Genomic DNA, 16628 nt, shown 5'->3' with positions numbered 1-16628 from the left:
TTATTTGAAATCGTATTAAATCGTATCCATAGATTCATACTACATTCATAGTATTATTTATCCATGAACTAGGATACAAGCGTAATAGTTCTTTGCTGTCTCGCTGTCACTTTCAAAACGCTGTATACTTGCTGGATTTCTCCAAGCAGTTATCATTGGGTCTGTCTTCTCGATCGAGACTCGTGATAATTGCCCTGGAAGTTATTGGCATCATCTTTGGTATTGACTATGACACCAATTGATAATGGTTCACTGTACCAATGAGCCGTCCGCACCTTTTATGGGAGTATCACCTATTCATTACCGTGCGATACAGACCGCAATTTGAAATTATCCATCACTTCTTGCAAGATGTGGGCGTTTTTTCATTCGATTTCATAAAAACTATTCCTACATTCGCATATTATAAGGAACCATTCGAAAAGAATTAAATCGAAAACATTTTACAAAAAAATGGACACTTATTAAGTCCTTCTATGGAAAAATAAATGTATTATTTTAAAAGTCGCACTTAAAGACTCCAAAATAACATTGCTGACAAAAAAGTATATTAAAAAATTCAAAATGTTCACAAAATAGCCACTATTTCAAATTAAGTGAAAATAACAAACATGATGGTGGTATTATGATCAGTAGTTCTAACTTTTTAAAGGAAGATGATTTCATTGGTTGAAAGATTAACCGGAGTTGTGGCTTTATTGTTGGCAATATGGCAATTCTATTCTGTTTATAGAACATTTAGGCACCTAAAACAGCATGGCGGAAAGGAAACCTCTTCATTTATTTTAGTATCCTTATGGAGTGCTGCTTTCTTTGGCCTCATTATGGTCTTTATTGGTTTTATGTTGATGCTAAAGCAATTTTAAATACCTAAATTGTCAAATTAAGTTAGAAAAGAGTTAATACCTCATTTGTGACATATTTTATAAAAATTCTAATCGGCGTTTTATAGCCTAAAGACTTACGTGAGATGCGATTTCTTCTTGTACTAATTTGTTGAACAAATTCGTCAAATAAATCACAAAAATCCAACAACTTTTCAAGGCCATCTTTTCGAAGAAGACCATTATTATTTTCGTTAAGTCCTCGCTGATTAGGTACACTCACTTGAACAAAGTACGTACTAATATCGTGTTTGTTGAAAATTCTTTGCCAACCAGCAAATTCTGTATCTTTCATTGGCAACTGACGTACATCAAAATAACCACATTTGGACATTCTGTAAAGTGTTCTAGTATTACAGCTAATCTGGTGTCCCGAACGACCGATGATCGTGTCAGGCGTCCAACCATCTTTTATGCATTCGTTAATGTAGTCGGTCTCGTCAACGGACAAAGTAATACACTTGCACCCACATTTGGCCTTGTTTTTTATGTAGCATTCCAGATAATCAACAACGCTTAAACCATCTTCTAAAGCGCTATAAACATGATAAATTGTTTGTTTTGCACGCCCAAGTACTGAGATACTTTATAAGCTTTTTTACCATTTTTCCAGAATGCATATATAGTTGTGAGTTCAGTTGTGCTTAGATGTCTGTAGGCTATTTGTGGTCATCACTTTCTATTTTATTAGCGTAGAATGAAAGCTTACTACAAATGGTTTCTTTCTAACTTAATTTTACAAGCGGCGACTCTAAATAATGCGTTGTTACTAATACTTAAATTTAAGTTGCAACAACTTCAGTATCAGAAAATTCAATTCTTAATTTTTTAAGCAAATATTTTCCTCACCATTTTATATTCGTATATAATAGTAATCATATAGAATATCTTATACACGTAATGTAAGGAGGTTCCTCAATGCCCTGGAATATGGAAGATTATCCAGCTTCAATGAAGAACATGAAAGAATTAGTACGCAAAAAAGCCATCGATATCGTCAATGCCTTACTGGCTGATGGCTATCCTGATGACCGCGCAATTCCGATTGCGATGAAACAAGCTGAAAAATGGTATGCAGATAGTGACTGCGTAGAACGTGCAACCTTTCGAAAAGCTCCTGATCCCAGCAAACATGATAAACATGATGGAGACAAAAGTAAGTCACGTTTATTAGATGCCAATGAAGCGGTCTTTTTCGAGGATGGTGAATGGCAAGTAAAAGCTGAAAGTGGCAAGCAAGCCAGCGAAAGTTTTGATAACAAAGACGCTGCCATCAAACGAGCGCGTGAAATTGTGAAAAATAAGGAATCAGCCGTTAAAATTTATAAAAAAGACGGTAACTTACAAAATGAAATTCGGCCCCGCTGAACTAAAAAAAGGAACTACTCACTTTGTTGATGAATTTCAACTTTATGAGTAGTTTCTTTTTTAGTTCATTTTTTAAATGCTTCAATGCCTTGCTTGAGGCGATTCAATCCATCTTCGACCATATTTGTCGGACAAGCAATGTTCATCCGCAAGAAATAACATCCGTTGCCACGGTAGACAGTTCCCGCTGATAAAAACAAACCGGTCTGTTCACGGATAAAAACCGTTAATTTTTCTGCGTCATCGGTTACTTGACTAACATCAAACCACAAAAGATAAGTCGCGTTTTCTGAAACAAGCTGAACTTCAGGTATCCTAGTCTCAATAAACTGCGCGACAAATTGACGATTCTCCACCAGCTTAGCTTTCAAGGCCTGCAACCAATCAGAACTTTGCGTATATGCCGCAATTGTCGCCGGAATTGCCAGCAAATTAGGTTCACCCAATTCATCGTTATTGATCCCGCGACTGACCGATTCCCGTAAATTTTCGTTTGGCACAATCACTGTAGCGGCATGCAACGCAGCTACGTTAAAACTTTTACTTGGTGAAACAGTCGTAATTGTGTGCTGAATTAACGCATCTGGCAATGAAAATAGCGGCGTATAGGCTGGTTCACCAAACACCAAGTCCCCATGAATTTCATCACTCAATAAAATAACATGATGTTTTTGACACAAGGAACTGATCTGAATTAGCTCATCTCGTGACCACACTTTTCCAATCGGATTATGCGGGTTACATAAAATCATTAGGGTGCTCACTGGATCTGCCAGTTTAGTTTCCAGATCTTTAAAATCGATCGCATAAGTATGCGCCTGTTGATCATAAACTAAGTCACTGGACAGAACGTGACGGCCATTATTTTCAATCGAGTGATAAAAAATATCGTAAACTGGCGCTTGAACAACCACGTTATCGCCAACATTGCTAATCCTTTGTACAACCGCCGAAATTGCGGGTACAACGCCCGTGCAATATAACATCCAATTCGTTTCGGGACGCGCATGGTGCTCTGTTTCGTACCAATGAGCAACGGCTTTATAATAGTCGGCCTGTGGCTCTTCGTACCCGAACACTCCAAAATCAACCTTTTCGCGCATGGCCTTCAGAATTGCGGGCGCCGCTTTAAAGTCCATATCCGCAATCCACATTGGCAATTCATTACTTTTAACATGCCATTTAATAGAATCCGTTCCTCGCCGCGGAATTAACTGATCGAATTCACCCATTATGCTGACCTCTTTTTTGAAATTCCCTTAGTTTTCACAATCGTAGTTTGTTCAGGGTCAACCTTCGTAGAATCCAAAATCACTTCATCAATTGACTCTGCTCGAATCGTACCACTGATCGGATTTTTCACACTGGTAATGTTAGATTGAATATCAGCATCTATATCACGACAGTATTCAAATGCTAAGTCAGTTTCTAAGAGACGGCAATTCTTCATCACAAGATGATCAATATAACAAAGCCCCTGGTCACTTTCGATCGTACAATTAATCAACGTCAAATTTTTGGTGTTCCATGCTAAATACTCACCATTAATGACCGAATCGTAAACCGTGACATTCTCACAGTTCCAAAAAGCGTCCTTGCTAACTAATGTAGAGTTATGAACTTCAACATTTTTGGCACCATCAAACGCATAGTTACCCATTAAATCTAAATGATCAATATAAATATTATTGCTATTCATCGCGAAATAATTACCACGTGCTTGAACATTTTCGATGCGAATATCTGAACAATTCCAGAGTGTTTCATCAGCATCCGAAAAGTGATCATTTTTTAATGAAATGTGGTGTCCGCGCCGGAATAGTTTGGGAGCCTGCAGCGTACTGTTGGTCACTGAAATATCATCTGTATACCAGATTCCTGATCGCGACATTGTTTCAAAAATTGTGTGGTCAACTTTCACGTGTTTGCTATACCACAAGGGATATTTCCATTTAAAAATTGAATCTTTCACTTCGATATTGTGACTTTCTTTTAATGGTGACTCTCCTTCACCAAAAGTCGTTCGAGTAATCACTGCATCTTTTTCGGCAAATAACGACCGTTCTCCTTCAAAATACTGTTCATTATAATCTGTCATACTTTCTCTCCTTTTAAATACAAAAAAGGTTTAGAAAAATCACTCTCCTAAACCTTAATTATTTAGTCATCTGCATAGATCTTTTTTGCAAGACCAAATGCAGACCAAGCCTTTGGCCAACCGGCATAAAATGCGAGATGGGTGATCAACTCAACCATTTCATCTTTAGTTACGCCATTTTTCTTTGCAATCTTCATATGTGATTCCAATTGTGGGAATAAGCCCTGACTCATCAAAGCTGAGCAGGTGATCATACTCCGGTCACGAGCAGATAATTTATCTTCGCGAGACCAAACTTCTCCGAATAAAACATCATCATTTAATTCCGCAAACTTGGGAGCAAAATCGCCCAAGTTATCACGTCTTGCAGTTTGTTTTTCAGCCATTTTTTAGTCCTCCAATGCGTTATATTGTTCGTCTGAAACGGGTTCTAACCATTCTGGAGTTCCCGCAGTAATTGCCACGTGTGAGAACCAACTGTCTTTAGTGGCACCATGCCAATGTTTAACCCCATCATGAGTAACGACAACATCACCAGGATGCAATTTACGAGCGGCTTTGCCTTCTTCTTGATACCAGCCTTCACCACCAGTTACCAATAAAATTTGGTAGCCATCATGGTGAATGTGCCAGTTGTTTCGGCATCCAGGTTCAAAGGTGACATTCCCCACGCCAACATTGATATCTTTTTCGCCAACCAAAGTGTTTAAATAACTTTGGCCTTGGAAAAATTGTTGATAGGCAACGTTCTTATCGCCAACTTCAAAAAGTCCATTTTTTACTGTTTCTTCATTCTTTGCCATAATAAAATTCCTCTGTTTTGTTTAAATTAAGTTAATTGAAACTAAGCTTGTTTGGTTGGATAAATGGTAAACTCATTGACGTTCACTGATTCTGGTTGATCAATCGCAAAGTTCACAACCCGCGCCACTGCATCAGGTGTGATGCCAACTTGTTTGTAAAATTCACCCATATTATCAGCGACCTTTTTATCAGTAATAGAACCCAATAATTCTGTATTAATCGCGGCTGGATAGAGCGAAACTGTTCGAATGTTGGTGCCTTCCTGAGCACTTTCCATTCGCAGAACTTCCATCAAATTACGAACGGCAAACTTTGTTGCCCCGTAAACACCTGATCCGGCGAAGCTCTTGATCCCAGCTACTGAAGAGGTTGTAATAATTTGACCACTCTTTTGACTCGTGAAAGTTGGCATCACAGCTGCAATCCCATTTAATACACCCTTTAAATTGATATCAACCATGTCATTCCAATCTTTAGTTCGTAATTCACTAATTGGTGAGTTAGGCATAATACCGGCGTTATTAAAGATTACATCCAATCCATCAAACTTCGATTTAGCTAAGTCTACTAAAGCCTGAACTTCATCTGGATTACGGACATCTGTGACACTATAAGCTGCTTGACCACCATCGGCTTCAATATCTTTTACAATTGCTTGTAAACGAGCTTCTCGGCGGGCACCCAATACAACTTTGGCACCATTTTTAGCAACTAACTTGGCGGTTGCTTCACCAATCCCACTTGAAGCACCTGTAATTACAATAACTTTATCTTTGACTGACATATTAATCTCCTTTTTTTAAACCTTTTGACCTAACCAATTATTAACGGCACACTGCGCACACGTAACTCGCGAACCGCGAACAGCCAATCCTTTTTGAATATCGGAATCTGGTAGCAATTGTTGCAACTCTTGAATACTACGTCCAAAGCCACTTCCTTCATGGGTACAAAACGGATAAACTGTTTTGCCCTTCAAATCCGTTTGCCGGATAAACGTCTTAATTACTGCTGGCAGGGTTCCCCACCAAATAGGATAGCCTAAATAAATCACTTCATCCGCTTTGAGATCATGCGTTACTGGCATTATTTCAGGGAATTGACTAGCTTTCATTTCTTGTTTGGCACGTGCTAACGTTGCCTGATAGTCGACCGGATACACTGGTTTTGGCATTAACTTCACAAGTTCACCATCTACCAAACGGGCAATCGTTTTTGCAACAACCTCGGTATTACCAAACGAAACTTGTTGATGCTTACCATCCAGCAACGTTTCTCCATCATGTGAAAAATAAACAACGACTGACATGGTTAAACATCTCCATTCATTAAGTAATCCTTCTTGACTACACTTGTTATCCTACAGCGCTTTTTAGACCTCGTCTAATGCTTAAAAAAACATGTCCCATGCCTAAGAGGCATAACAAAAAAGTGGTCAGCCAATTTAGGCCAACCACTCATATTACTTATTTTACAACCACACCAAGCACACCGATTAACGCACTGGCCTGAAATTGATTTATAATCAATCCTTCTAAATCCTCCGGAACAACTTCTAAAACCTCAAACTCACTTTTGGAAAGATCTACTTTTTTTAACTTAGAACCAATAAAGCTAGTAGAATCAAAGTCACAGCCCTTAGTTATAAAACCAGATTTGAATTCAACATATCGAAAATAGGTTTCCTTAAAACTAGAATTTTTAGCTGCACACTTCGTAAGTTTAGATTCACTGAAATTTGCATAATCTACCCGACAGTCAGTAAAGCTACTATCCTTCCAGCCGTTATTAGAAAAATCAGTTCCTAATAAGTTACAAGTATTAAAGTGATCTCGATAAAAAATACTCTTTTCAAAATGATAGTTAGCAAAATTCATCCGTTCAAATGTACAATCTAACCACTCACCCTCACTAAGATCCGTTTGTTCAAACGTACATCCAACAAAGTTGACCTCTGAGACCTTAACTTTTTCAGGTGTCTGCAAGAACGTACAATTTTCATAGCTTTCACCGGAAACAATCTCGGCCACTTCAAGTTGCTTATCTTTTATCATCTATTTCTCCTCAAATGCTTGCTTGAATCGTTTCATCAATTCAGAAACAACTGGTGATAAAACACGATTTTTTCGCCAAGCCAACACACAATTTGTTTTTACTTCCGGATCTAATGGAAGAAATTTTAATTTGCGCACATTACTATCAATCGTGGCACCTTCAATCACCAGTGCAGCGGCAATCTGCCGTTCCACCAGAGGAAGAATATTATAATGTAGATTGAAATAGCCGATGACATTTAAGTTATCAACGGAACTGCCCGTCCAACTCGATAAAAGCGTCCTGATTTCGGATCGAGCCCCCATCATCAGTGGAACGCCGCTCAACTCGTCAGCCGTAATAGCTTCTTTACTTGCCAGAAATGAATCTTGCGAGACCAGAAGACCCCATTTTTCGGTTCGGGGTAATGTCAAAGTATGATACTTATCCGTATTAATCGGCTCCAGCAAAATGGCCAGATCCACTAACCCTTTATCTAATCGATCCGTAATGTAATCACTGGTTCCCGTCAAAACGGTAAATTTGACTTCCGGATAGTCACGAATAAATTCTTCTAACATCATCGCCATCGTATCAGAGTTATCAGCTTCCACACAGCCAATCCGAATATGACCGCTGAATAACTGTTGCCGCCGATCTACAAAGGCCTGCTGAGTAGCCTGCGTAAGATCCATGATCTCCTCTGCACGGCTCTTCAAAAACAAACCAGCTTCGGTCAATTCCAAATGATTTTTTTCACGTGTAAACAGCGGCGAACCCAACTCTTCTTCTAATTCCTTAATCTGGCGACTAAGTGTGGGTTGAGTTATATGTAACTGTTCTGCAGCTTTCGAGATGTTGCCAATATCTGCCACAGTCCAAAAATAACGCAATAAACGTAGTTCCATTCGGCTGCCTCTTCTCTGGTTTTTATTAGTTTAATTATACATCAGTGGCATGCTATCTGGCTGCTCATGCTTTTGACGAATAAAAAAATAAGGATAAACAAAGTTGTCACCTCGTTTATCCTTATTAATCTTAGTCTCTATTTTTAGAGTTATCTGAAATCTCAACTGAATCCACATGATTTTTAAGTAAAAATACCGCAGCCAAACCACCAATAATCACAATCAGAGCTGCGCCAACTGCAACGGCCGTCATACCACTATCATAAGCCTTAATCACAACTTGTTGAAGTCCATGTCCAAATGGTGATTGACTGATCCGAGTTGAAAAGGCAATGCCATGGCCTGAAAATGGCCCTGCTTCGACCAAAGCTTTCTTTATGCCTGACAGGGCTGCGGCTGGCATATTAACGGAGCCCAAATGAACGTTCAAATAATTCTCATATTTCGTATCTTGTACCAAGCCGAGTCCGACAACGCCAACAGTAATTCCTAGTTGGCGGAACACGTTTAGTAACCCCGACACCATCCCCATTTCACTGGGTTTGACCCCTTCCATACCGGTTGTATTTAACAGTGGATTAACCATCCCATTGGTAATTCCCATTAAAACCATCCCGGGCCACAACGTTTCAAAGCTAACTTTGGGACCAACCGCACGGGCAACCAGTAGGAAGCCTACGCCACCTACAAACAAACTGATACTAATCATCCATTTTTTAGAATAACGTGAACTTAAGATCCCCACAACCGGGCCTAAAATTAATGACCACATACTGATCGTTAATTGCCGAATCCCGGTTTGAAGTGCCGAGTAACCAATGTAGTTTTGCATTAGAGCGGTTAAAAAGGTATTAAACGAATAAATACCAGCTCCCAAGGCAAAAGCCACAATCACAATTCCAACAAAATGCGTACGTTTAAACATCTTCATATCAACCATTGGCGACGTCACATGCAACTCAATAATCACAAAAATAATTAACAGAAGCAAACCACCAACCAGATAACCACTAACTTGTAAATTTAACCATGAAAGATGCGGATTGCTTTCCTTGACGATCAATCCATAAATAACGGCAAACAGCCCTAACGCCGAAAAAAGCATCCCCATTAAATCGATTTTTTGCCCTTTTCCATAACTTGGGGTTTCATTTACGTAAATGACTGTCAACACAACCGCAATTAAACCAACTGGGACATTGACATAAAAAATTGCTGGCCAGCCAAAGTGCTCAATTAAATAACCACCAATTAATGGTCCGGATGCTGTTGAAACTCCTATTACGGACCCTAAAATTCCCAGCGCCAAACCTCTGTCTTTGCCATCAAAGTTTGACGTGACGAGTGCCATCGATAATGACATCATCCCGGCACCACCAATGGCTTGCACTCCTCGACCAACGTCCAACACTAATAAATTAGTTGCCATTCCATTGATTGCGGATGCAATGACAAACAGAATCAACGATCCTAAGAAAATTTTCTTTCGTCCATACATATCGCCTAATTTAGACATGATTAACAAACTAACCGCATAAACTAACGTATAGGCATTTAATACCCACTGTAAATTTGTGAAATTGGTGTGGAAATCAGTGACCATCGTTGGCAGCGCAACGTTAACCACCGTCACATCCAATAATCCCATAAACACGCCCATGCTCATTGCTCCCAAGGCGATCCATTGTTTAACACTCGTTTTTTGCTTCATTTTCTCTATTCCTTCTCTTGTCCAATTTGTGTACGACATTCTTCAATCCATTTTTGTTTCGTTTCACAAATTGCAATACTGAGCCCCAGTGCGCGCACACCCCACTGAAGGGCCTCAACACGATCATCATCTGGTGCCTGCAATTTTTGTTTCAAATGGTCTTGGACACTTTGGTAAATATTTAAATCGGTTTGATTCGCGTTCTCATAATCCTCGAGAATTTTGTACTGTTCAGCTTCGTCAACGCCATCCATTCCACGAAATTTGAAACGATACATTGATTCACGTTTAGCATCCATCGAAACTGGTACTGCCATTAATTCTTGAAAACGGGTCATCCCTTTTTGCGTAATGCGTGTCATCTTTTTCTTACGGGGATCAGCTTGCGCTTCATTAATTTCGATATAGCCCTGATCAGCTAACCGATTAAGCAGCGGATAGAATACACCGTTAGAAATTTCCCGACGGGGCACTAAATTACCTCCAAGGACCCGGCCTAGTTTATAGGCTGACATATCACGTGTTCTCAAGATTCCTAAAATTAATAATTCATACATGTTTGCCTCCATATGTCTAAACGACTTATCTAATATAAGTCTTTCCGACATATTATGCAAGCTTTTTTACAAAATAAAAAAACATGTCAATCGACATGTTTTATAAATCACTCTATTTTAAGCGCTGATTGGTAACTGCGAACGGCTAAAGTAATCACCCTCAACGTAACTGACATAATCCTGGGCAAGAACCCAATTAGCTTCCTTTTCATCCAAAATACCATCCACAATAAATCGAATTTGCCGTTTAGCTGCAATTTTACCCCAGAACTGAATATTATCCTTTATCTGTTCAAAATGATGATCGACGCATAAAGATTGGAGTGGTAATTTAATGCCATCAATATATTGGATCCCCGCATTAACCCGCTCAAAATGTCGGTTATTGCCAATTTGGCTGAGAACTATCGTAATATCATTTTGGTGATAGAGTTCACTTGCACGTCTCAGTAAATCAATCACTGGCATTCGGTCTAGTTCAATGACCAACTCCTCAGGTCCATCCACACTCTTTCGAAAATTAATAATCTTCTTAGCTACTTCTGGGTTCAGAAATTCCGCTGTTGATAGGGTAATGACAATTCGCTTACACTCACTATTAATCAAGGCGTCCGCCATCAGTACTAATCGTTTATCAACTGTTAAATTAACCTGATCAGGCACTCGCCAAGTTTCTTTTTCATGATCATAACAACGTAATCTCATTTCATTGGCAATATGTTTGATCCCTGATTGAACCTCATAAATATTCTGAACAAAATAAGCATAGGTCACACTGCCGTCGCCCAACAACTCTTGTTCTTCACCATCGACCGTAATCGTATCTCGCCCGCGGCGTTTACTATCATATAAAGAATCATCAGCTCGTTTGTACAACACATCAGCTGACTCATCTTCCGCTCTCAAACTCGACATTCCCATGGAGGTGGTTACTTTTATTTCCTTATTATTGTATTCAAATTGCTGGTTGCGAACTTCACGCCAGCAATGAGTCAAAACTGGGAGTACCTCATTAGAAGTACTGTTAGGAAAGACAATGACGAACTCTTCTCCACCAGTTCGATACAGTTGGTAATCCTCACTATATTTTTGCAGTGTACTTTTTATAAGAGTGGAAATTCCTGTCAGGACTGTATTTCCACCCAAATGGCCATATTGATCATTAATTTGTTTGAAACGGTCAATATCAAAAACTGCGAGTGTTAGTGGCTGCCGATTTGTCCGTGCAGTCCCCATGTCGGTAAAAATATCTTGCTGATAAGCTGCATAATTTTTAACATCGGTCATCGTATCGTAATTAGCAACATGCGCCGTATGATTATTACGCACCGCAACGTGGTACTGACGCCATGTAAAGATTGTCATTAACATAAACATTAGAATGGCTTCCCAAGCAACCGCATTATCCATCTGAATTCCCGCAGACTTGGTTGGCAACGTTAGCCAAAAATCAAAGGAAATAATTGCAGATGCGACAATATTGGGGACAAATTTCAGACTAAAATATTTTCTTTTGTCTCGAAGAATAACCAGCATTACTAATAATATCGCAATTGATATGAAAAAACGTTGACTAGTAAAATCACCCATGTGGTGCATGCCCCATACAATAATCAGAGCCACACACCGGAGGGAATATTCACCAGTATTAATATCTTCATCAAGGAGGGAAAATGACAGGATAAATAAGCCAATATTATGATACATCATGGCATTATTGCCACTTTCATAGCCAGCAAAATGAAGGACCGAACTTACGCCAACACTTAGTAGAATCAATATTACGCGATACAATATACGTTTGGAATGACTGGCAGATGGCGTTCTAAATGCGGTGTGCCATATGGACATATAAATATCAATAAATCCGACAATAAAAAATATCGCCACAAGTAATTGTGCGATCCACGGACCTATTGCCACCAATCCCATATTTGCCAATTATTTTCCCTCCAATCCAACGTACACGTATTGATTAACCCTATTACACTTATTATAAAATTAACCTGGAAAATTACAAGATTCATCCCTGCAAACTAAATCAAGAGTGTCTTGCATCATTTTAACAGACCTGCCAAACAGCAATCAAATACCGTCCAAACTTAACTATTAATAAATTTTTTAATGAGTGCAATTGGAAACACTAAATTGCTAGCACTTAATTATCCATGATCATTCGTACTTTATTCTGCAAAGCCGGTACAACATCCGTTTCAAACCAGGCATTCTTGTGCATCCAACCATAATTCAATGGTGACGGGTGAACTAACGGAAAATATTTAGGTTGATAGTCTGCATAGTGGCGAACCGTTTCCGTCAGCGTTTTTTGCCTATTCTTTTGAAGATAATACTTTTGTGCATATTGTCCAATTAGAAGGGTTAACTTTATATTTGGCATCAGCGCCAGTACCGGCTCATGCCACTTTTCGGCAAATCCTTTACGTGGTGGCAAATCTCCGTGCGCCCCTTTGCCTGGATAATAAAAATCCAGTGGCATAACCGCAATTTTTCCTGAATGATAGAACTCTTCTTTGCTCAATTTCATCCACGCTCGCAAACGATCACCGCTCGGATCATTCCAAAACACCATCGATTGTTGTGCCTTTCGGCTGGGTGCTTGACTGATAATCATAATTTCAGCTTCGGGTTCTACATGATAGAGAGGCTGAATGCCTTGATTTGTATATATTTTATTTTGCGGATCATCCTGAATTGCTTTAAATATTTCTGCTGCAGATTGCATGTTTTTCTCCATTATTGGTAATTAAATTAAGCCAAAATGTTTCAATCCGTTAACAACGCCGTGCTCCCGAAAATCAGATGAAACAAATTCGGCCGCTGCTTTTGTTTCAGGAATCCCATTGCCCATTGCAACTCCGTGATCGACGGCCTTCATTAAAGAAACATCATTTGGTCCATCACCAAAACCAAACGTCGGGACATTGGTTTGCCCGATGGCCTTTAAAGCTTGGATAATTCCCGTCTGTTTACTAACGCCTTTTAAAACCACATCAAGCGCAAATTCAATATTTCGGTAAAAATCAAACTCAGGAAATTTAGTTTTTAATATCGTATCGTCGGCTTTGTTTTGAGTTAAGGCGAGCATCATATAAACCGGATCAGTTTCGTAACGATTTCTATCAATTGTTGGCAACGGCATATTAAGAAAGGAGTATCCCTTTTCCATCGCTGGATTAACTCCGGTCGCCCACTCGTCATAAGCATCATAAAGTGAAAGGGCAATATCATGTTCATCTGAATACGTAATAAACCGCTTCAGTAATGGCATCGGCACACTTTTAGAGTAGACTTGTTGCCCGTTTAGAGCTACATATTGGCCATTCAATGCCACGATCGAATTAATGTGGATAATTTGAAGCACGTCAGATACAATTCCTGCTGACCGTCCCGTAGCAATGACAGGCAAAATCGGGTTTCGTTTTAACGTATCAATGGCAGACAATACTTCATCGTCTACCCCATGTTGTTCGTTTAAAAGGGTATTGTCTAAATCGAAAAAAACAATTCCTTGGTAGTTTTGCATATTTATTTTCCTCTTATTATTTACAGATCAATTCATACATTTTGTAAGCGTAACTAAACGTACTTAAAATATACGCGCTTCACCTGCTTTATTCAATAGACGATACCACTTGTGGCTAGGTTATTTTCAATAAGCAGTTGCAAATAGTCCTAATATTTACTATACTGAATTAGTAAATATCAGGACTATTCTAGGAGGATCTATGCCAAAATTTCAGCAACAACTCACTCAATTAAGTAAAGAACTAAACAAATCCGAACAATTTTATCGTCAATGGGCCAAACAACAGGGGATCAACTATAACCAATTAATCACTTTATATGAACTGTATACGCAGGAACAGTGTACGCAAAAAGATATTTGTGAAATTTGGATTGTTTCAAAACAAACAATTAACACCATCTGTAATGCTTTTATCACCGATGGCATCGTCCAAACAAGTGAACAAGCCAATGAAGACGGCCGCCAACGTTTATTGAAGTTAACCAAAAAAGGCAACCAGCTTGCCAAACCCATTGTAGAAAAATTATTAAAATTAGAAGCTGATGTGACCAAGCAGCTCAACCACAGCACATTGAAGCTTTTAATTGAAAACATGCATAAACTCAATCAGGCATTTGATGCCCACTTATAAAATAGGAGACTACTAAAATGATTTGGTTAGAATTAATTGTTGCCGGAATTTTTGAAACTGTTTGGGCAACTACTATGAAATATAGTGAAGGATTCACAAAATTAGGTTTCTCAATTGCCACCCTTGTAGCTATGACTGCCAGTTTTTTACTTTTAGCACGTGCCACAAAAACCTTACCACTAAGTATCGCCTACCCCATCTGGACCGGAATCGGAGCGGTTGGGAGTATTTTAATTGGCGTTATTTTATTTAAGGACAGTTTATCCCCTTTAACCTGGGTATTCGTGGGATTTTTATTGATCGGGATTGTGGGTATCAAATTGACTACCGGGCATTAAATTCAGCTCACAACATTCAAGAAAACTAAAAAGGACTATGATAAAGATAGTTATTTAATTACATTTTGATCAAAGGAAGGCTAGTCATGCTTCAGTTTGCATTATTAATCGTCATTGGTTTGTTTGTTGGCCTATTTGTTATTTCGATGGGCGGTGGTGGCGGAGCGATATATTTAGGCGTTTTAACAGCCGTTTTCAACTTGGCACCTGCATCTGCGGCGGCGACATCCATTATCACTGCTTTACCCTCACTAGCGATCGGGTGTTGGCTATATTATCGCCAGGGTCAAATTAATTTTCATCTGGGGAACACGATGCTAATTTCTGCCATTCCATCCGTGATCATTGGGGCTCTTATCGCTCCTTTTATCCCCACTAAACTTTACAACTTGATTATTGGCTTAATTCTGTTCATCTTGGGTGTTCAAGTTTTATATAAACTACGTACCAGTTCGCAACCACAAGAAGCTCATTCTTCCAAACTATTACCACTAATTTTTGGAGCAATTAGTGGCTTAATGGTTGGTGTGGCCGGGTTAAGCGGTGGCGGGCCAATTATGGCCGGCTTACTCGTAATGGGTGCTTCCATGATTCAGGCGTCCGCGACTTCCTCTTATGTACTAATTTGCATGTCCGTCATTGGGGCAATTACACATCTTTCCGGTGGCCAAATAGATTGGTCAGTTGGGATTAGTTTGATGTGTGGTGCAATCATTGGGGCCGCAATCGCTCCAAAACTCATGAAAAAAGTTGCCGTAGGTCGTGGGGCGGTCATCTTAAAAATTATAATGGGAGTCCTCCTAATATTTATGGGACTCAAAACCTTTTTAAATTAAAAAGCCGAGAAACGAATCTTCTCAGCCTAAAGTAAACCTATTTTCTTAATTTTGAATTTCAGGGTCTCAATTGACCTCGTAGCGTACTGTTCGTTACTTATCAGCCTGCATCGTAAATTCAACTTCATTTGTGTCTGTATCAATACCTTGTTTCACAATTAAAAATCCCTGCATTTTATAAAAATTCACTGCACGCTCGTTCTTCTGATAAACACTTAAGGTTAAGGGTAACTTTATTTGTTTGGCCCGCGTAACTAATTTTGTGCCCAATCCTTTGCCTTGCATATTCTTTTGAACAAACAACCCAGCAATATAACCATCTGCCAGACCCAAAAAGCCCCGAATAGCCCTATTCTCAACGGCAAGAACCAGCGTCGTGTTTTGAATCTGTTTGGCTACTTCATCATAATTTTTTCGCCAGTACTCAGGATCAACAAAGTCATGCGCCTGAGTATTTCCTGCCAACCAAATCTGCATAACTTGTTTCAATTGAACTTCATTTAACTTATTTACAACCTGAATTTCCATCGTTACCTATACCTCAAATTCTTGAATGTGGTAGCCTGTCTTCTCCGAGCTTTAGTTGAACGGCCCAAACGTAATGTGGGTGGCGATAAGTCCATATCCTAAATTAGCATCCCGCAACTCTTTTTCACTAAGATTTCCCAACTTATCTTTTACATAGGTATACAAAAGTCGACTGTTTGCTGGGAAACTCATTGGTACCATGTAATTCACCCGATAGTCTTCCCATATTTCTCGACACACCTTGAATTCATCAGCTCCTGCAGCTAATTCTTTCGCGCGTTTTAACAAGCACTGTTTATACTCTGCAGGTTGATTACTAAGATCTTCCCCATAAGCCGCATCGATCAAACTAAATAACTTTCCAGATTCATTTTCCATGTTGTG

At 39.2% G+C, this 16628-nt stretch carries 20 protein-coding genes and 1 pseudogene; 5 read left to right on the top strand and 16 right to left on the bottom strand.

What is annotated here, in order from left to right:
• Positions 1–665: 665 nt before the first annotated feature.
• Positions 666–866 (top strand): hypothetical protein, encoded by a 201-nt coding sequence (locus PI20285_RS10010; RefSeq protein WP_057773259.1) that lies wholly within the window; start codon positions 666–668, stop codon positions 864–866.
• A 22-nt stretch (positions 867–888) separates the two neighbouring features.
• Here the strand turns inward: PI20285_RS10010 and PI20285_RS10005 are convergent.
• Positions 889–1547 (bottom strand): annotated as a pseudogene (locus PI20285_RS10005) (transposase).
• Positions 1548–1802: 255 nt separating this feature from the next.
• On the opposite strand from PI20285_RS10005, the gene PI20285_RS10000 reads away from it, so the two are divergent.
• Positions 1803–2252 (top strand): DUF2188 domain-containing protein, encoded by a 450-nt coding sequence (locus tag PI20285_RS10000; RefSeq protein WP_057773266.1) that lies wholly within the window; start codon positions 1803–1805, stop codon positions 2250–2252.
• Between the two features lie 65 nt (positions 2253–2317).
• On the opposite strand, the gene PI20285_RS09995 is transcribed toward PI20285_RS10000, so the two are convergent.
• From PI20285_RS09995 to PI20285_RS09935, 13 genes are all read right to left on the bottom strand, one after another.
• Complete coding sequence (locus PI20285_RS09995; protein ID WP_057773268.1) at positions 2318–3484, bottom strand: MalY/PatB family protein; 1167 nt, start codon at positions 3482–3484, stop codon at positions 2318–2320.
• The gene (locus tag PI20285_RS09990; protein WP_057773270.1) at positions 3484–4350 is read right to left on the bottom strand and encodes a DUF3737 family protein; all 867 of its coding nucleotides are present in this window, start codon (positions 4348–4350) and stop codon (positions 3484–3486) included. Before PI20285_RS09990 ends, PI20285_RS09995 begins: the two co-directional genes overlap by 1 nt.
• Positions 4351–4412: 62 nt before the next feature.
• Entirely contained in the window at positions 4413–4736 is a 324-nt protein-coding gene (locus PI20285_RS09985; RefSeq protein WP_057773271.1) for a carboxymuconolactone decarboxylase family protein, read from the bottom strand.
• A gap of 3 nt (positions 4737–4739) precedes the next feature.
• Positions 4740–5153: a cupin domain-containing protein gene (locus PI20285_RS09980; RefSeq protein ID WP_057773273.1), complete on the bottom strand. Its 414-nt coding sequence runs from the start codon at positions 5151–5153 to the stop codon at positions 4740–4742.
• Positions 5154–5194: 41 nt separating this feature from the next.
• Entirely contained in the window at positions 5195–5938 is a 744-nt protein-coding gene (locus PI20285_RS09975; RefSeq protein WP_057773275.1) for an SDR family oxidoreductase, read from the bottom strand.
• Positions 5939–5953: 15 nt separating this feature from the next.
• Positions 5954–6463, bottom strand: coding sequence for a flavodoxin (locus PI20285_RS09970; RefSeq protein WP_057773277.1), 510 nt, complete (start codon positions 6461–6463; stop codon positions 5954–5956).
• A 157-nt stretch (positions 6464–6620) separates the two neighbouring features.
• Complete coding sequence (locus PI20285_RS09965) at positions 6621–7208, bottom strand: pentapeptide repeat-containing protein (protein WP_057773279.1); 588 nt, start codon at positions 7206–7208, stop codon at positions 6621–6623.
• Positions 7209–8096 (bottom strand): LysR family transcriptional regulator, encoded by an 888-nt coding sequence (locus PI20285_RS09960; RefSeq protein WP_057773281.1) that lies wholly within the window; start codon positions 8094–8096, stop codon positions 7209–7211.
• 130 nt (positions 8097–8226) lie between these two features.
• Positions 8227–9807, bottom strand: coding sequence for an MFS transporter (locus PI20285_RS09955; RefSeq protein WP_057773284.1), 1581 nt, complete (start codon positions 9805–9807; stop codon positions 8227–8229).
• Between the two features lie 5 nt (positions 9808–9812).
• Positions 9813–10364: a PadR family transcriptional regulator gene (locus tag PI20285_RS09950; RefSeq protein WP_179947330.1), complete on the bottom strand. Its 552-nt coding sequence runs from the start codon at positions 10362–10364 to the stop codon at positions 9813–9815.
• 117 nt (positions 10365–10481) lie between these two features.
• Complete coding sequence (locus PI20285_RS09945; protein ID WP_236698826.1) at positions 10482–12296, bottom strand: diguanylate cyclase; 1815 nt, start codon at positions 12294–12296, stop codon at positions 10482–10484.
• A gap of 226 nt (positions 12297–12522) precedes the next feature.
• Positions 12523–13107, bottom strand: coding sequence for a uracil-DNA glycosylase family protein (locus tag PI20285_RS09940; RefSeq protein ID WP_057773291.1), 585 nt, complete (start codon positions 13105–13107; stop codon positions 12523–12525).
• Between the two features lie 21 nt (positions 13108–13128).
• A complete protein-coding gene (locus PI20285_RS09935) occupies positions 13129–13908 on the bottom strand; it encodes a Cof-type HAD-IIB family hydrolase (protein WP_057773293.1) in 780 nt (259 codons plus the stop codon).
• A 202-nt stretch (positions 13909–14110) separates the two neighbouring features.
• On the opposite strand from PI20285_RS09935, the gene PI20285_RS09930 reads away from it, so the two are divergent.
• The 3 genes from PI20285_RS09930 (at position 14111) to PI20285_RS09920 (ending at position 15716) form a co-directional block, all read left to right on the top strand.
• A complete protein-coding gene (locus PI20285_RS09930) occupies positions 14111–14542 on the top strand; it encodes a MarR family winged helix-turn-helix transcriptional regulator (protein WP_057773295.1) in 432 nt (143 codons plus the stop codon).
• A gap of 17 nt (positions 14543–14559) precedes the next feature.
• A complete protein-coding gene (locus tag PI20285_RS09925) occupies positions 14560–14880 on the top strand; it encodes a DMT family transporter (protein WP_057773297.1) in 321 nt (106 codons plus the stop codon).
• An 86-nt stretch (positions 14881–14966) separates the two neighbouring features.
• Positions 14967–15716 carry a sulfite exporter TauE/SafE family protein gene (locus tag PI20285_RS09920; RefSeq protein WP_057773299.1) on the top strand — a complete coding sequence of 250 codons (750 nt, stop codon included), beginning with the start codon at positions 14967–14969 and terminating at the stop codon, positions 15714–15716.
• 93 nt (positions 15717–15809) lie between these two features.
• On the opposite strand, the gene PI20285_RS09915 is transcribed toward PI20285_RS09920, so the two are convergent.
• Together PI20285_RS09915 and PI20285_RS09910 are read right to left on the bottom strand one after the other, a co-directional pair.
• A complete protein-coding gene (locus PI20285_RS09915; RefSeq protein WP_057773301.1) occupies positions 15810–16244 on the bottom strand; it encodes a GNAT family N-acetyltransferase in 435 nt (144 codons plus the stop codon).
• Between the two features lie 51 nt (positions 16245–16295).
• Positions 16296–16622 (bottom strand): hypothetical protein, encoded by a 327-nt coding sequence (locus PI20285_RS09910; protein WP_057773302.1) that lies wholly within the window; start codon positions 16620–16622, stop codon positions 16296–16298.
• Positions 16623–16628 lie beyond the last annotated feature (6 nt).

The organism is Pediococcus inopinatus (genome assembly GCF_002982135.1).
Lineage (GTDB): Bacteria > Bacillota > Bacilli > Lactobacillales > Lactobacillaceae > Pediococcus > Pediococcus inopinatus.
The sequence above is the reverse complement of the archived record's forward strand: the minus strand, read 5'-3'. Positions and strand labels throughout refer to the sequence as shown.

Excerpts from the sequence above, each read along its gene's own strand:
- PI20285_RS10000 (WP_057773266.1), top strand. The coding sequence starts at position 1,803 with ATGCCCTGGAATATGGAAGATTATCCAGCTTCAATGAAGAACATGAAA.
- PI20285_RS09995 (WP_057773268.1), bottom strand. The coding sequence starts at position 3,484 with ATGGGTGAATTCGATCAGTTAATTCCGCGGCGAGGAACGGATTCTATT.
- PI20285_RS09990 (WP_057773270.1), bottom strand. The coding sequence starts at position 4,350 with ATGACAGATTATAATGAACAGTATTTTGAAGGAGAACGGTCGTTATTT.
- PI20285_RS09985 (WP_057773271.1), bottom strand. The coding sequence starts at position 4,736 with ATGGCTGAAAAACAAACTGCAAGACGTGATAACTTGGGCGATTTTGCT.
- PI20285_RS09980 (WP_057773273.1), bottom strand. The coding sequence starts at position 5,153 with ATGGCAAAGAATGAAGAAACAGTAAAAAATGGACTTTTTGAAGTTGGC.
- PI20285_RS09975 (WP_057773275.1), bottom strand. The coding sequence starts at position 5,938 with ATGTCAGTCAAAGATAAAGTTATTGTAATTACAGGTGCTTCAAGTGGG.
- PI20285_RS09970 (WP_057773277.1), bottom strand. The coding sequence starts at position 6,463 with ATGTCAGTCGTTGTTTATTTTTCACATGATGGAGAAACGTTGCTGGAT.
- PI20285_RS09965 (WP_057773279.1), bottom strand. The coding sequence starts at position 7,208 with ATGATAAAAGATAAGCAACTTGAAGTGGCCGAGATTGTTTCCGGTGAA.
- PI20285_RS09960 (WP_057773281.1), bottom strand. The coding sequence starts at position 8,096 with ATGGAACTACGTTTATTGCGTTATTTTTGGACTGTGGCAGATATTGGC.
- PI20285_RS09955 (WP_057773284.1), bottom strand. The coding sequence starts at position 9,807 with ATGAAGCAAAAAACGAGTGTTAAACAATGGATCGCCTTGGGAGCAATG.
- PI20285_RS09950 (WP_179947330.1), bottom strand. The coding sequence starts at position 10,364 with ATGTATGAATTATTAATTTTAGGAATCTTGAGAACACGTGATATGTCA.
- PI20285_RS09945 (WP_236698826.1), bottom strand. The coding sequence starts at position 12,296 with ATGGGATTGGTGGCAATAGGTCCGTGGATCGCACAATTACTTGTGGCG.
- PI20285_RS09940 (WP_057773291.1), bottom strand. The coding sequence starts at position 13,107 with ATGCAATCTGCAGCAGAAATATTTAAAGCAATTCAGGATGATCCGCAA.
- PI20285_RS09935 (WP_057773293.1), bottom strand. The coding sequence starts at position 13,908 with ATGCAAAACTACCAAGGAATTGTTTTTTTCGATTTAGACAATACCCTT.
- PI20285_RS09930 (WP_057773295.1), top strand. The coding sequence starts at position 14,111 with ATGCCAAAATTTCAGCAACAACTCACTCAATTAAGTAAAGAACTAAAC.
- PI20285_RS09925 (WP_057773297.1), top strand. The coding sequence starts at position 14,560 with ATGATTTGGTTAGAATTAATTGTTGCCGGAATTTTTGAAACTGTTTGG.
- PI20285_RS09920 (WP_057773299.1), top strand. The coding sequence starts at position 14,967 with ATGCTTCAGTTTGCATTATTAATCGTCATTGGTTTGTTTGTTGGCCTA.
- PI20285_RS09915 (WP_057773301.1), bottom strand. The coding sequence starts at position 16,244 with ATGGAAATTCAGGTTGTAAATAAGTTAAATGAAGTTCAATTGAAACAA.
- PI20285_RS09910 (WP_057773302.1), bottom strand. The coding sequence starts at position 16,622 with ATGGAAAATGAATCTGGAAAGTTATTTAGTTTGATCGATGCGGCTTAT.